This is a genomic window from Granulicella cerasi (assembly GCF_025685575.1).
Classification (GTDB): domain Bacteria; phylum Acidobacteriota; class Terriglobia; order Terriglobales; family Acidobacteriaceae; genus Granulicella; species Granulicella cerasi.
This window is the reverse complement of the sequence record NZ_JAGSYD010000001.1, coordinates 125,558-139,614: the sequence shown is the minus strand read 5'-3', so window position 1 is coordinate 139,614 and position 14,057 is coordinate 125,558. Positions and strand designations below refer to the sequence as shown.

Below are 14,057 nucleotides of genomic sequence, written 5' to 3'. Positions count from 1 at the left end.
AGGAGCCTGGCTTTGATGAAGTTTGTGCGCGTAGCGTTAGTGTTGTTGCTGGTGAGTGCAGGCGTTGTGGCGAAGGCCGACGACACGACGAGTTCTGCTGCGCCGGTGAAGGCCGTGGCCGATCACCAGATGCAGGTGAGCTCTCCTCGCGGAGGCAAAGGCAAGCTGCCGTTGTATGTTTCGCGCGACTGGTCGAAACCGCTGCCGGAAGTGACGCGTGTGCTGATCTTCTTCCACGGCAAGCTGCGGAACGCGGATGTCTACAACGCGAGCGGCCTGGCGGCGATCAAGGCTGCGGGCGATGCGGGCAAGACCACGTTGCTCATCACGCCGCAGTTTCTCGGTCAGCAGGACGTGGACCACTGGCACCTGTCGCAGGACACGCTGCACTGGGCGCCGGAGGCGTGGATGGGCGGCGAAGATGCGATGAACGGCGCGATCAGCTCGTTCGATTGCGTCGACGCGATCCTTGCTTATCTGCGCAACAAGACGATCTTCCCGAACCTGAAGACGGTCATCATCGGCGGACACTCCGGCGGAGCGCAGGTGGTGCAGCGCTATGCCGTGGTGAGCACCGCGGGAGACTTGTTGATGCGCGCGGGGATCCACGTGCGCTACGTCATCGCCAACCCGTCGTCGTATCTCTACTTTTCGCCACAGCGCCCCGCGCTGAACGCGAAGGAAGAGTTCACCTTCGGCGCGCCCTCGAAGAGCTGCATGGGCCACTACAACCTCTGGAAGTACGGCACAGAGAAGGCGCCTCCCTACGTCGATGCGGCGGCTGACTGGGACGCGATCGAGACGCATTATGTGCGGCGAGACGTGGTCTATCTTCTCGGCACGAAGGACACCGACCCGGACCATCCCGCGCTGGACAAGTCGTGCTCGGGCGAGATGGAAGGGCCGTATCGTTTCTTCCGCGGCAAAGCATACTTCACGTATCTCGAAGGCCGTCATCCGGAGTTGAAGCAGGAGGGCGCTTCGCAGCAGCTCTGGTTCGTGCCGGGCGTGGAGCATGACGGCGACAAGATGTTCAACTCGCCGTGTGGCCTGGCTGCGGTGTTTGGCGGAGAGTGCTCTTCGCGAGAGCTCGCTCCGAAACCGTAGTTACTTCGCAGATCTCTTTGCCGTCGTCGCGGTGAGCGGCGCATGGCCTGTGGACTCCCGCGCAACCAGCAAGGGTTGATGCACGAGTTTCGCGGGCTGCGTCTGCTGTGGGTGGCGGATGTGCTCGATGAGCGCCTGCGCCGCAGACTTTCCCATCTCGCGCAGCGGCTGCTGCACGGTGGTGAGGCTCGGTGAAAAGAAGCTGGCGTGTGCGATGTTATCGAAGCCGGTGACCGAGATGTCCTCGGGCACGCGGAGACCCGCGTCGCGTGCGGCGCGAATCGCACCCATTGCCGCGGTGTCGTTGAAGCAGACGAGGGCCGTGAAGTCGCGCGTCTTCTTCAGCAACTCGGTGGCGGGTGCATAGCCCAGATCAGGCGTCCAGGTCGTCGCATCGAGCGTGACCTGCAACTCCGGAATGATCTTCAGACCAAATTGCTGCATTGCTGTGACGAAGGCTTTGCGGCGCAGTTGCGTGTCCTGTGACCACGATTGACCGTGCACGAACGCGATGCGCCGATGGCCGAGCCCGTGCAGGTGTTCGATGAGCAGATGCGCTGCGTGCTCATGATCGAGCATCACGGTGGTAGGCGCGCCGCGCTTGTGGTGGCCTGAGATCGACACCATCGGCAGATGGCTCTGCGGCGGATCGGTATTCACCATCAACAGGCCGTCCACGCCACGCTCTTCGAGCATCGCGGGGTATTGCTGTTGCAGGTCCGGCTTCCAGTAATGCGACACGGTGAAGTAGAAGTAGCCAGCGCTGATGAGGAACTCTTCAATGCCCGCCATGAGCAGCGTGAAGTAGCCGTCCGAGAACTCCGGCACGATGATGCCGACCGACATCGACTCGCTCTTCCGCAGCGAACGCGCCATGTAGTGAGCGCGATAGCCGAGTTTCTCAGCGGCGCGTTCGATGCGTCGGCGCGTCTTTTCGGGGATCGCCTCCGCGGCCTTTGAGCCGCTCATCACGACGGAGACGGTGGTTTTTGAAAGCCCGAGATGCGTCGCCAGATCGCGAAGGGTGATGCGGCCGGAAGTACTGCGGCTCTTCATGTGTTCCTTTTTCTATCACGAGTGCGACACCGTGCAAAAGATGCTTCTTGACAATTCTGAAGCCGCGGAAATACTGTGTTCCCCGCTCACAGAATCGGTTCATTTACAGAACCGATTCTGCGAATGCCGCTCGAGGTCGAGAACCTTCCGCCGGCTGTTTCATTTCGGAGGCAACATCATGACGTTTCGCAATCAATCGCTGGGTCGCTGGCTATGCTGCGCGGTTCTTCTCAGCGCCAGCCTGGCGGCACGCGCACAGCGCGACCAGGCATCGGTCACCGGCATCGTAAAGGACGCGTCGGGCGCGACGGTGCCCAATGTGCAGGTCATCGTCGAGAACACGGACACTGGCGTGAAGACGACGACCAACACGGACTCGAGTGGTTTCTATCGCATCTTCAACCTGCCCATCGGCCATTACATCGTCCACTTCACGCACGAGGGCTTCCGCCCGTATGACCGCACTGGCATCATGCTTTCGGTCTCTCAGGTGGCGGAGATTGACGCGAAGATGCTGGTCGGCGCGCAGACTGAGGTCGTGCAGGTAACGACGCAGGCCCCGCTGCTGCAGACCGAAGACGCGAAGATGGAAGTCACGCTCGAAAACGAAACCGTGACGGACATGCCGCTCTCGATCCAGGGTGGGCGCACACTCTCGACGTTTATGTTCGCGTACATGCCGGGCGTCGAAGGCTCCGACTATGCCTCGCACGTGAACGGCTCGCCGGCGATGACGAAGGAAGTCATGATCGACGGCACTTCTGCCGTGTCGCAGCTTGGTGGCTACCTCAGTGAATCGCAGCCGCCGATGGAAGCGATCAACCAGTTCCAGGTAGACACGGCGGGCATTCGCGCAACCGATGGCCGCACGGGCGGCGGTGTCTTCAAGTACGAGATGAAGTCGGGCACGAACGACATCCACGGCGCTGTGTTTGGCTTTCTGCGGAACTCGGTCTTCGATGCGAATGACTGGTTCAACAAGTACACCTACGGCTCAAGCTATCCGCGTCCAAGCGACAACATGTCGCAGTGGGGTCTCGGCGTTGGTGGTCCCCTCATCAAGGACAAGCTCTTCTGGTACGGCGCTTTCGAGCGTTACATGTTCTCGAACTTCTCGCGTGGCGGCCTGGGTTCCGTCGTTCCGAATGCAGCATTCCTGAACGGCGACCTCAGTGCCCTGTTGAACAAGACGGTGACGCTAGGTACGGATAGCGCTGGCAACACGATTTATCAGGGCGCAATCTTTGATCCGACGACGGGCAATGTCTTCGTCAACAATCAGATTCCGACGACGCGTTTCAGCAACGTGTCGAAGAACATCATTCAGCTCTATCAGCAGTACTACCAGCCGATCGCAAACCCGACTCCGGGCGCCGCGGGTAACAACGCGATGCCGTCGCAGACGCTGCCGTGGGAACACATCAGCATGGTCAGCGGCAAGATTGACTACTACCTGAGCAAGAAGGACCATTTCGGCGGCAGCTACATCTACAACAGCAGCCCGCGCATTCTCGCGGATCAGGGCGGCATCTGGAGCTACAGCACGCCCAACGGCGGACCGATGGCGAACTCGTACGATCACTTCGTGCACGCTCCGTCGGCGCGTATCGCATGGTTCCACACGGTGAACGATCATCTGTTGAACACGGCTCGCTTTACCTTTAACCGCTTCTACAACCCGAGCAAGGCAATCTCCGGTGCGGGGAACTGGGACAGCAAACTCGGTCTTGGCACCTACGGTTCGGGTAATTTCCCGAAGATCACCTTCGGCGGTTCGAGCTATCTCTCGACGTACAACATGAGCTCACTGGGCAGCCAGTTCAACGACTTCTATGCAGCGAACACCTTCATCTACAACGACGACCTGAGCTGGGTGATCGGACGCAACACGCTGACGATGGGCGTGGAGTTCCGCGCGCAGCAGTTCAACAGCCACGCTGATTCCGGCGTGCTGAGTGTTGATTTCGACGCAGCGCAAACAGGCGCACCGAACGCATCGTATGCCACCTCGGTGGGCCACTCGTTCGCGAGCTTCCTGCTGGGTGCAACCAACAGTGCCGGTGTCAGCCAGCCGAACCAACTGTATGGCCGTCGCAAGAGCTTCTCGGCGTATGTGTCGGATGACTTGAAGCTGACCTCCAAGCTGACGTTGAACTTCGATCTGCGTTGGGACTGGAACGCTCCTTACAAAGAGAAGAACGGTCACTGGTCGAGCTTCAACCCGACCGCTGCTAACTCTGTGACCGGTGTTCCGGGTGCGCTGCAGTTCCTCTCGAACGGCGATCAGTCATGGACAAACCGCCAGGTGTGGACGAACTTCGCACCGCACGTTGGCGCGGCGTATCAGATCACGCCGAAGACGGTGTTGCGTGGATCGTTCTCGATCTTCTATACACCGCTCAACCTGAACTCGTGGGGTGCTGTGCCCTACAGCTTCGATCCGGGTTACGTGCCGTCGAGCCAGATTCAGCCGTCGGGCCAGCGTCTCTCGAAGTGGCAGAACTGGGACACGCCGTACTCCAACTACGCCACCTTCACGAACGCTGTGAAGAACCCTGCGTACACACAGTGGGGCATGGTGCAGATTGATCCTCGCATGTTGACTCCGGGCAACACGCAGCAGTTTATGGCGGGCGTGCAACGTGACCTTGGCGGCAAGTGGGTCGGCTCGATCGACTACATCGGCAACCACAGCTATCACCTGCAGACGAGCGTGCTTTCGGGCAATCAGCCTTCGCCTTCGGCGTATGCTGCGCTGGCCACGCGCGGCACACAGTGGAACTGGGTCAGCGATGCAGCTTCGGCGGCAGCGGCTGGCGTGCCGTATCCGTACCAGGGCTTTGCAGGCTCGGCCTACATGGCGATCACGCCGAACCCGCTGGTGGCCACCAGCTATGGTCCACTGTTCGTCGTGGGCTCGCCGGTCGGTAATGCGAACTACCAGTCAATGCAGATTCTTGTGAAGCGCACCGCGGGTAATGGCTTGTCGATGATGGCCAGCTATGTGCTTTCCAAGGCGCATGGCGATACGGACTCGAACTTCCAGGAACTCTGGTGGACGGGTTCGGTGCAGAACATCTACGACCGCAACCGCGAGCGCAACACGGTGGCTTCGTTCGATCAGACGCACATCGTGAAGGGCTACATCAGCTACATTCTGCCCTTCGGTCGCGGCCGTCAGTTCCTCGGCGGATCGAACCGCTTTGTGGACAGCCTGGTGAACAACTGGATGTTCAACGGCGACTTCCACTACGCCAGCGGCACACCGATGCAGGTGTTCTCCAGCAACTACTATCCGGGCTTCAACAACGTGTATGCGAACATCGTGCCGGGCTGCAACATGGTGCGTGGCAACAAGGGAATTGGCGGGCAGTACCTCAACACCTCCTGCTTCCAGAACCCGAACGCAGCAGTTGGCCAGCTTGGCAACGGCAGCAACTTCTATGACAACGCTCGCAACATCGGCCTGGCCACAGAAGACCTCGGCATCATCAAGGGCATTAACATCACGGCAGATGGACGAGTGAAGCTGCAACTCCGCGGCGACTTCTTCAACATCTTCAACCGCCGTGGTCTGGGCGCCGTTGATGCCAGCATGACAAGCGTTACCTTCGGCAAGGTGATCGGCGAAGGTGGACCCGGACCGCGTACCGGTCAGGTGGGAGCGCGCATCTCGTTCTAACCTGATCGCCTTCAGGGGAAGCGTCGCCGTGCTGGCGGCGCTTCCTTCTCGTATGTGTCACGGAGAAGGGAAGAGGAGTGATGAAGCATAAGTGGTTCGCAGTTGCCTTGTTGTTCGCGCTCAGCGCACCTGGCTGGACGCAAGCAGCGAAACCGCATTGGAAGCTGACATGGAGCGATGAGTTCAACGGGCCGGATGGTTCTGCGCCAGACCCTGCGAAGTGGAGCTTCGTCGTCGACGGTAAGGGCTTCGGCAATCAGGAGTTGGAGTACTACACCGACCGCGCGGTGAATACGCACGTCGAGCACGGCAACCTTGTGATCACCGCGTTGAAGGAAGACTTTACCGGCAAGGACGGCGTCTTGCGCCACTACACGTCGGGCCGCATCGAGACGAAGGGCAAGTTCGCGCAGCAGTATGGACGCTTTGAAGCGCGTATCAAGTTTCCGCGCGGCAAGGGCGTATGGCCTGCGTTCTGGATGCTTGGCGACGATATCGAAAAAGTCGGCTGGCCGAAGAGCGGTGAACTCGACATCGTTGAGAATATCGGGCGCGAGCCGAGCAAGATTCACGGCTCGCTGCATGGGCCGGGATACTCTGGCGGCAGTCCGCTGACGGGTGCTTACACGCTGCCTGACGGCAAGATCTTCGCGGACGACTTTCACGTCTTCGCCGTGGAGTGGGACCCGAAGGAGATTCGCTTTTACTGCGATGGGCATCTCTACGAAACGGAAACGACCGATAGCATTCCAGAGGCGAAGCACTGGGCGTTCGATCACCCTTTCTTCATCCTCCTGAACTTTGCAGTGGGTGGCGGATGGCCGGGGAATCCGGATGAGACGACGCAGTTTCCGCAGCAGATGCTGGTGGACTGGGTGCGCGTCTACAAAGCGCAGTAACGCGCGTTGAGTCTGCAGCGCGTTCAACGAAGATCCTTCGCGCCACAAATCGATGTGAGCAAGAGAGACCGAGGCTACTTCGCTTCGGTCTTCTTCCTGGGCGGACGCAGCTGGAACGTGATGCTGCCGCCGCAGGTGTCGTTGTGCTGGCGCAGCGAGCGGCTGTAGAAGCCGGAGATCGTCAGATGCCGCTCGATGGGGATGTCGAGCGAGGTGTTGAAGCCGTTGTCTTCGGCAAGGCCGTTGCTGGTCGTCGTGCGCGTGGTGTTCTTCTTCTTCAGCACCTTCTTCGAGTAGACGGTCTGGTTGCCGATGGGCAGGAACTCATACGCGCTCAGCGAAAGGTTCATGCCGAAGGGCAGATCGATGCCTACGCCCGCCTCAAAGTGTGAGTTGATGCCGGTCGCGTTCTGCTTGCGCTGCACACGACGGTTGACGATGGCGGTGCTGTTGCCGATGCCGAGGTCGACGAAGGGCTGGAGCGGCACGTCGAGCTCGAGATGATTCGCGAAGTCGTACTGGTAGTGACCGGTGCCGAGCCCGAGGTCGTAGTCGCCGGTGGGCGCGGTGAGCGTGGGCGTGAAGACGTAGCCGAGCTTCTTCCAGTCGAGGTTGGCGTGCAGCGCAAGCGCAGTGTCGCCGGGCACCCAGTGCGCGGGTGCGGTGTTGGTCGTGGGCTTCAGCACCGTGCCGCCGGTCGTTGTACCGAGGATGTAGACGTCGATCGGCGCAGAGACGTCCGCGCTGAAGTGCGCGCCGAAACGGTACGCCAGCACGGGCGTCATCAGCCCGGCCCAGCCGGTTGCGGAGTCATGCTGCGCCGTGCCGATCAGCGAGAAATTCATGCCCTTCTGTTCGGGCACGATGCCTTCAGGGCCGAGATTGTTCGCGTCGGATGCGGCTTGCAGATCGAGGTCGCCATCCGTCGAGCCAGAGGTCGGCTTGGCTTGTGCGAGTGCGTGGCCCGTGGTGAGTGCGAGGAGCATCGCGAGGATGCCGGTATGGAAGCGCGTCATGTCGAGCTACAGCGTGACATGAACTGCCGTGGTTCGTCCGTAGAAATTTGTCGTCAGCGACAATTTCTTACGTCGCGCAACGAATGTCGCAACGCGTGATTTCGCCAGTGTTTATGCGGTTCGGGGACGTGCGTGCGCAGAGCGATAGTAGCCCGAGTGCCGCTGCAGCACGACAGCCGCGGCGCCGCGGAGCAACGCCAGTTCGCCGTCACCGATGGAGAGCAGACGTGGTCCGCTGCCGTCAGTCAGCAAGCCGCGCTTGCACTCGCGCTCGATGATGGGGCCGGAGAGGTCCCAGAAGGTCGTGATGTCGCCTGCGAAGAGCACCGCTTCCGGCGCGAGCGAGGCGGTGACCATGCGCAGACCTTTGCCGATCTCTTCGCTCTGTCGTGTAAGCGCGGCGACGGCGGCCTCGTCCTTGTTCATGGCTTTGCTGATCAGCTCGGTCATCGTCGGCTTCGGCTCTTTCGGGCGCAGCTCGGTGTAGTAGCGCACCGCCGCTTGCGACGATGCGAACATCTCCCAGCAACCGTTCTTGCCGCAGCCGCACTTGGGCCCGTGTGCATCGATGCAGATGTGCCCGAACTCGCCGGCGAGGCCATTGCCGCCGCCGATGAGTTTGCCCTCAGCGAGAATCGCCGCGCCGATGCCTTCGGAGATCGCGATGAGCACCACGTTGCGCAGGCCGTCGATGTGTCCAAACCAGAGTTCGCTGAGCAGGCAGGCGTTTGCGTCATTCTCGAGCTCGACCTTCAGGCCGAGTCGCTTGCCGATGTCACCGGAAACGTCATAGCCCTTCCACTGCAGGTTCGGCACGAGCACCAGGCGGTTCGTGCCGGGGTCCACGCGGCCGGGAACACTCAGGCCGACGCCTTCGAAAATCTTGCCGGGATGCTCATCGCGCAGCTTCGCCATGCCGTCAGCAATCACCTCGCAGCCCTTCTTCACATCAGAAGGCAGCGGCACGAGACGGCGCGAGAGGAAGTGGCCGTTGAGGTCCACGACAGCAAGCACCGCATGGTGCGGACGCACATCGGCGACGAGCATCAGCAGTTCATCGTTGAGCGTGAGTTGCGTGGGACGACGCCCGCGCGCGGTCTTGATCGTCGCACCTTCCTTCACCCAGCGCTCTTCCTTGAGCTGCTCGACGATGGAAGAAACGGTGCTGGGCTGCAGGCCGGAGATGCGCGCAAGTTCTACCCGAGAGACCGGCTGGTGCGCGCGAATGTGTTCGAGGATCAGGTCGCGATTGATGTCGCGCGTAAGTTCGCTGGACGCGACCTCGACGTAGGCGAGTTGCCGCCCCACACGCAGCGCCGGGCGGCTCTGGCTCTGATTGCGGGTTTTCGTAGAGGACTTACTCATTGATGAACGAATCGGCGCCTGCGAATGATTCCACGAGTGTACAGCTTCGGACCCACAAATTTACACATCCGGAACAGAGCTGCCGTGGGACAGATGTACCAGCCGCAATCCGTTCCTCACGGCATAGGCTTCCCCTGCTTTGTAGCTGAAGGTGGACTTCGTTTTCAAGTGTTCTTGAAGCGTCATGCGACGTAATTTTTTCGATGCGGAGAAGTTATTGTCGATGCGGTGTGGGCAGGGGTGTCGGAATATGTCAGATTTGGGCGTTTCATCGGCAAAGCAAATTATGTATTGACGACGGAACGCGCCGTTGAGTATTGTTCCGCACATCGTCAGGGTTGCCCCGATTCCTTGGTTATTTTGTTGGCAAGAAATAAAGAATGAAACTGCGCTCCATAACCCGTAAAGCCGCTCTCTGGCCCCGATTCGCTTGCGTAGGCGTGATGTTTGCGCTGGCGGCGACCTCAATCGCGGCGCAACATGCGCAGCCGTGGGTAGCGTCGTGGGGTTCGTCGCAGATGGCGCCCTGGGGTACGGAGCCCCTGACGGCGAAGGCTTTTGATGGCGCCATGGTGCATGAGCGCGTGCGGCTCTCGGTGGGTGGCGATCATCTCCGCATCACCGTGGACAACACCTTCGGCGCAACGCCGCTGGTGCTGCGCTCGGTGAAGCTTTCGCTGAAGCAGACCGGGGTAGAGAAGACCGCGATGTTTGCGGGGAGTGCCGCGATTGAGGTGCCTGCGGGCGCGAAGCTGATCTCCGATGCCATGGATGTGAAGGTGGCTGCATTGTCAGACCTCGACGTGACGCTGCAGATCGACAAGGCGCCCGGGGTGGCGACGTATCACAGCGGCGCACGCGCCACGACGACGATTGATTCGCCAGAGCCGAAGGCGCCGAAGACGCTGCCGCGCTGGTATTTCCTGTCGGCAGTAGAGGTGAGCGGCCAGCCGGCTGCCGCGACGGTTGTGGCCCTGGGGGACTCGATCACCGATGGCCACGGTGCGACGACGGACGGCAATGATCGCTGGACGGATGTCCTCGCGCGCAAGCTGCAGTCGTCGAAGTCAACGAGCGGCCTGGGCGTGGTGAATGAAGGCATCGGCGGCAACGGCATTCTGCGCCAGTTCATTGGGCCGAGCGCGTTAGCGCGCTTTGACCGCGATGTCCTCTCGATCGACGGCGCGAAGTATCTGATCTTCTTTGAGGGCATCAACGACATCGGCTCGCTGGACCGCTTGGAAGTTCATCCGCAGGCGGACCACGATGCGCTCGTAGCGCAGTTGAAGCTTGCGATGACGCAGATGGTGTGGCGCGCTCACTCCCATGGTCTCAAGGTTTTTGGCGCAACGATCACGCCGTTTCTGGGCTCGGACTACTACCACCCGAGCGTCACGACGGAAGGTGATCGCACGAAGTTGAATGCGTGGATTCGCACGTCGGGCGTGTTCGATGGCGTGATCGATTTCGATGCGGTGGTGCGCGATCCGGCGCACCCTGACCACATGCTGCCGGCGTATGACGGCGGTGACCATCTGCATCCCGGACCAGCAGGTTACAAGGCTATGGGCGAGTCAATCGACCTGCGCCTGTTTGAAGACAGGAAGAAGTAGGACAGCGGAAATGTATCTCGGAATTGATTGCGGAACGCAGGGCACGAAGGCGCTGCTGGTAAATGAGAAGGGCGAAAGCCTTGGTCGCGGCTATGCGAAGCACGAGCTGGTGGAGCGCTCGAACGGTGCACGCGAACAGCAGCCCGAGTGGTGGGTGGCGGCGCTGAAGATCGCGGTGCGCGATGCGCTGCAGTCGGCTTCGACGACCGAGCCGGTGCTGGCACTGGGCGTGAGCGGGCAGCAGCACGGCCTGGTCGTGCTGGATGAGAACAAGCAGGTGATTCGCCCGGCGAAGCTGTGGAACGACACTGAGACCGCGCCGCAGAACTCCGCGATCATCGAGCGCCTTGGCGGCAAGGACGCGTTCTTTGCGCGCTTCGGCATCGTGCCGCTCACGGGTTACACCGTCTCTAAGCTGCTGTGGCTTGCCGAGAAGGAACCGGAGAACTTTGCGCGCGTGCGCCATATTCTGCTGCCGCATGAGTACTTGAATTTCTGGCTGACTGGTGAGCTTCGTGCGGAGTTTGGCGATGCGTCGGGCACGGCGTTCTTCGACGTGCGCAAGCGTGAGTGGACGCGCGAGGTGCTTGACGCCATCGACGGCGGCACGGGCCAGCTCTTTGCGGCTCTACCGGAGCTGGTAAACTCCGACGGCATCGTCGGCAAGCTGCGCCCTGAGGTTGCGGCGGAGCTTGGTCTCTCGCCGGAGTGCGTGGTGTCTTCGGGCGGCGGCGACAACATGATGGGCGCCATCGGCACGGGCAATGTGCGCGAAGGCGTAGTGACGCTGAGCCTCGGAACGTCGTCCACGGTCTACAGCTTCAGCACGCATCCGGCGAACGACCCGACCGGCAACGTCGCTCCGTTCTGCTCGAGTTCGGGCGGTTGGCTGCCGCTGGTCTGCACGATGAACGCGACGAACGTTGTGACCGGTACGGTGCAGTTGCTCGGCAAGCATGTCACGGACATTGATGCATCGCTCGACAAAACCGAGCCGGGCGCGGATGGCCTCGTCTTCCTGCCGTACCTCAACGGCGAGCGCACGCCTGATCTTCCTGATGCACGCGGCTCGCTGCATGGCATCTCGTCTACCAACTTCACACCGGACCATATGATTCGCGCCGCGGTGGAAGGTGTGAGCTTCGGCATCCTCAGCGGGCTGGATCTCGTGCTCGAGGGCCGCCAGGCGGAGACGATTCAGGTGATCGGCGGCGGTGCTCGCTCCAGGGCATGGCGTCAGCTGCTCGCCGACGCCAGCGGCGCCACGATTCAGGTGCCCGAGGAAGAAGAGTCCGGCTGCCTCGGCGCGGCGATTCAGGCGATAGTGGCGTACAGCGCGACGCAAGGCCAGCCGCAGAGCTTTGCAGATATCGCCGTCACGATGGTGCGGGTGAACCCGGCTTCCACGTGCACCCCGCGCGCGGAAAAGCGCGCCGGCTATGACGCCGCCCGGGCCGCGTTCCGCAAACAGTTCGCCCAAATCTACTCAGCCACTTGACCTTCGTGTACTGACACAACAAGAATGGCAACGATTACATCGACATCTTTCGCAGGAAACTGAAACCTCATGAACCCAGCCGCTCTCAGCATGTTCGCGCTTACGACTCAACTGACGTCGCTCTCCGCGCTCGACATCACTATTCTGCTGCTCTACTTCGCAGTGGTCATCTTCATTGGTTTTTATGTGAAGGGTTCCACCAACACCAGTGAAGAGTTCTTCCTCGCGGGACGCGAAATGTCCGCGTGGATTGCGGGTTTGAGCTTCGTCTCGGCGAACCTCGGCTCGCTGGAACTCATGGGCTGGGCGGGCTCGGCGTATCAGTACGGCATTCTGGCGACGCACTGGTACTGGATCGGCGCGATCCCCGCGATGCTCTTCCTTGGCATTGTGATGATGCCGTTCTATTACATCTCGAAGACGCACTCGGTGCCGGGCTACCTGCAGCTTCGCTTTGGCGAGGGCGCCCGCGCGCTGTCGGCGACGAGCTTCGGCCTGATGACGATTCTGATGTCCGGCGTGAACATGTACGCCATGGCCGTCGTGATGAAGACGATCCTTGGCTGGAACATCACCTTCAGCATCTGGGTAGGCGCGGTCACTGTCGCGATCTACGTGATGCTCGGCGGTCTGCGCTCGGCCATCATCAACGAGGTGCTGCAGTTCATCCTCATCTGGGCCGGCGCGGCGTTGATCCCGATCCTCGGCTTGATCGAGGCTGGTGGCTGGCACAACCTGAAGGCACAGATCGCGCAGAACGTCGGCAACACAAGCTACACGCATCTCTGGGCGAACACCGGCACCTTCGCGTCAAACCCCATGGGTGTGAACTGGTTCGGCCTCGTCTTCGGTCTCGGCGCGGTGGTTTCGTTCGGCTACTGGACGACCGACTTCCTTGTGGTTCAGCGCGTGCTCAGCGCGAACAATCTGCGCGCCGCAAAGATGGCTCCGGTCATCGGTGCTGCGTTCAAGATGGCTGTGCCGTTCATCGTGATCGTCCCGGGCATCCTCGCGCTCTCCGTGCTGAAGAACCCCGACGGCAGCATGATGCACCTGGTCCCGGGCGACATCGCTGCGGCCACGCATCAGCATGCGTATGACGAAGTGCTTCCGCTGATGCTCATTCGCTACTGCGGTCCTGGCCTGTTGGGTCTCGGCATCACCGCGCTGGTCGCAGGCTTTATGAGCGGCATGGCGGGCAACGTTTCGGCGTTCTCCACTGTGTGGACCTATGACCTCTACGGCGCGTACATCAACAAGAAGGCCAGCGATAAGCACTACGTCGCCATGGGCCGTTGGTCGACGGTCGTCGGCATGTTGATCTCGATCGCCAGCGCCTACATCCTCGCGCATGCGTCGTCGATCATGGACTACGTGCAGGCGTTGTTCAGCTTCTTCATCGCGCCGCTCTTCGGCACAGTCATCCTCGGCATGTTGTGGAAGCGCGCGACGAAGGCTGGCGGCTTCTACGGTCTGCTCGCAGGCACGGTCAGCTCCATCGGCATGTTCATCTATGTGCACCAGGGCGGCAAAGCAGCGCTCGCGAAGATTGCGCTCTCGCCCGACGCACAGCCCATGGCGGAGAACCTCTTCCGTGCTCTGTGGAGCTGGCTGATCTGCGTCTTCGTTACCGTTGTCGTCAGCTACATGACGACGCCGAAGACGGACGCGGAGCTCGAAGGTCTGGTCTATGGTGCAACAGCGATCCCCGACGATGGCGCAACGACGCTTTGGCAGAAGCCGATCTTCTGGGCGAGTGTTGTGGCGGTCGTATTCGTCGGCTTGAACCTGCTGTTCTTCTAGAGATTGCACGAAATTATT

The 14,057-nt window shown here is 61.0% G+C and carries 9 protein-coding genes; 6 read left to right on the top strand and 3 right to left on the bottom strand.

Annotated features, from left to right (window positions below; all coding sequences use genetic code 11):
* The first annotated feature begins 15 nt into the window (after positions 1–15).
* Entirely contained in the window at positions 16–1,107 is a 1,092-nt protein-coding gene (locus tag OHL11_RS00530; protein WP_263369517.1) for a hypothetical protein, read from the top strand.
* On the opposite strand, the gene OHL11_RS00525 is transcribed toward OHL11_RS00530, so the two are convergent.
* Entirely contained in the window at positions 1,108–2,163 is a 1,056-nt protein-coding gene (locus OHL11_RS00525; protein ID WP_263369516.1) for a LacI family DNA-binding transcriptional regulator, read from the bottom strand.
* A 178-nt stretch (positions 2,164–2,341) separates the two neighbouring features.
* Between OHL11_RS00525 and OHL11_RS00520 the strand changes: the two genes are divergently transcribed.
* Positions 2,342–5,845, top strand: a complete 3,504-nt coding sequence (locus tag OHL11_RS00520) for a TonB-dependent receptor (protein ID WP_263369515.1) — start codon at positions 2,342–2,344, stop codon at positions 5,843–5,845.
* Between the two features lie 80 nt (positions 5,846–5,925).
* A complete protein-coding gene (locus tag OHL11_RS00515) occupies positions 5,926–6,744 on the top strand; it encodes a glycoside hydrolase family 16 protein (protein ID WP_263369514.1) in 819 nt (272 codons plus the stop codon).
* Between the two features lie 74 nt (positions 6,745–6,818).
* On the opposite strand, the gene OHL11_RS00510 is transcribed toward OHL11_RS00515, so the two are convergent.
* Both OHL11_RS00510 and OHL11_RS00505 read right to left on the bottom strand, forming a co-directional pair.
* The gene (locus OHL11_RS00510; RefSeq protein ID WP_263369513.1) at positions 6,819–7,760 is read right to left on the bottom strand and encodes a hypothetical protein; all 942 of its coding nucleotides are present in this window, start codon (positions 7,758–7,760) and stop codon (positions 6,819–6,821) included.
* 111 nt (positions 7,761–7,871) lie between these two features.
* Positions 7,872–9,125 carry an ROK family transcriptional regulator gene (locus OHL11_RS00505; protein ID WP_263369512.1) on the bottom strand — a complete coding sequence of 418 codons (1,254 nt, stop codon included), beginning with the start codon at positions 9,123–9,125 and terminating at the stop codon, positions 7,872–7,874.
* 380 nt (positions 9,126–9,505) lie between these two features.
* Here OHL11_RS00505 and OHL11_RS00500 point away from each other — a divergent pair, with 380 nt between their 5' ends.
* The 3 genes from OHL11_RS00500 to OHL11_RS00490 all read left to right on the top strand — a co-directional run bounded on the left by OHL11_RS00500 (position 9,506) and on the right by OHL11_RS00490 (position 14,039).
* On the top strand, positions 9,506–10,738 hold the full coding sequence (locus tag OHL11_RS00500) for an SGNH/GDSL hydrolase family protein (protein WP_263369511.1): 1,233 nt from the start codon (positions 9,506–9,508) through the stop codon (positions 10,736–10,738).
* 10 nt (positions 10,739–10,748) lie between these two features.
* Complete coding sequence (gene xylB / locus OHL11_RS00495; protein ID WP_263369510.1) at positions 10,749–12,236, top strand: xylulokinase; 1,488 nt, start codon at positions 10,749–10,751, stop codon at positions 12,234–12,236.
* Positions 12,237–12,305: 69 nt separating this feature from the next.
* Positions 12,306–14,039, top strand: a complete 1,734-nt coding sequence (locus tag OHL11_RS00490; protein WP_263369509.1) for a sodium:solute symporter family protein — start codon at positions 12,306–12,308, stop codon at positions 14,037–14,039.
* Positions 14,040–14,057 lie beyond the last annotated feature (18 nt).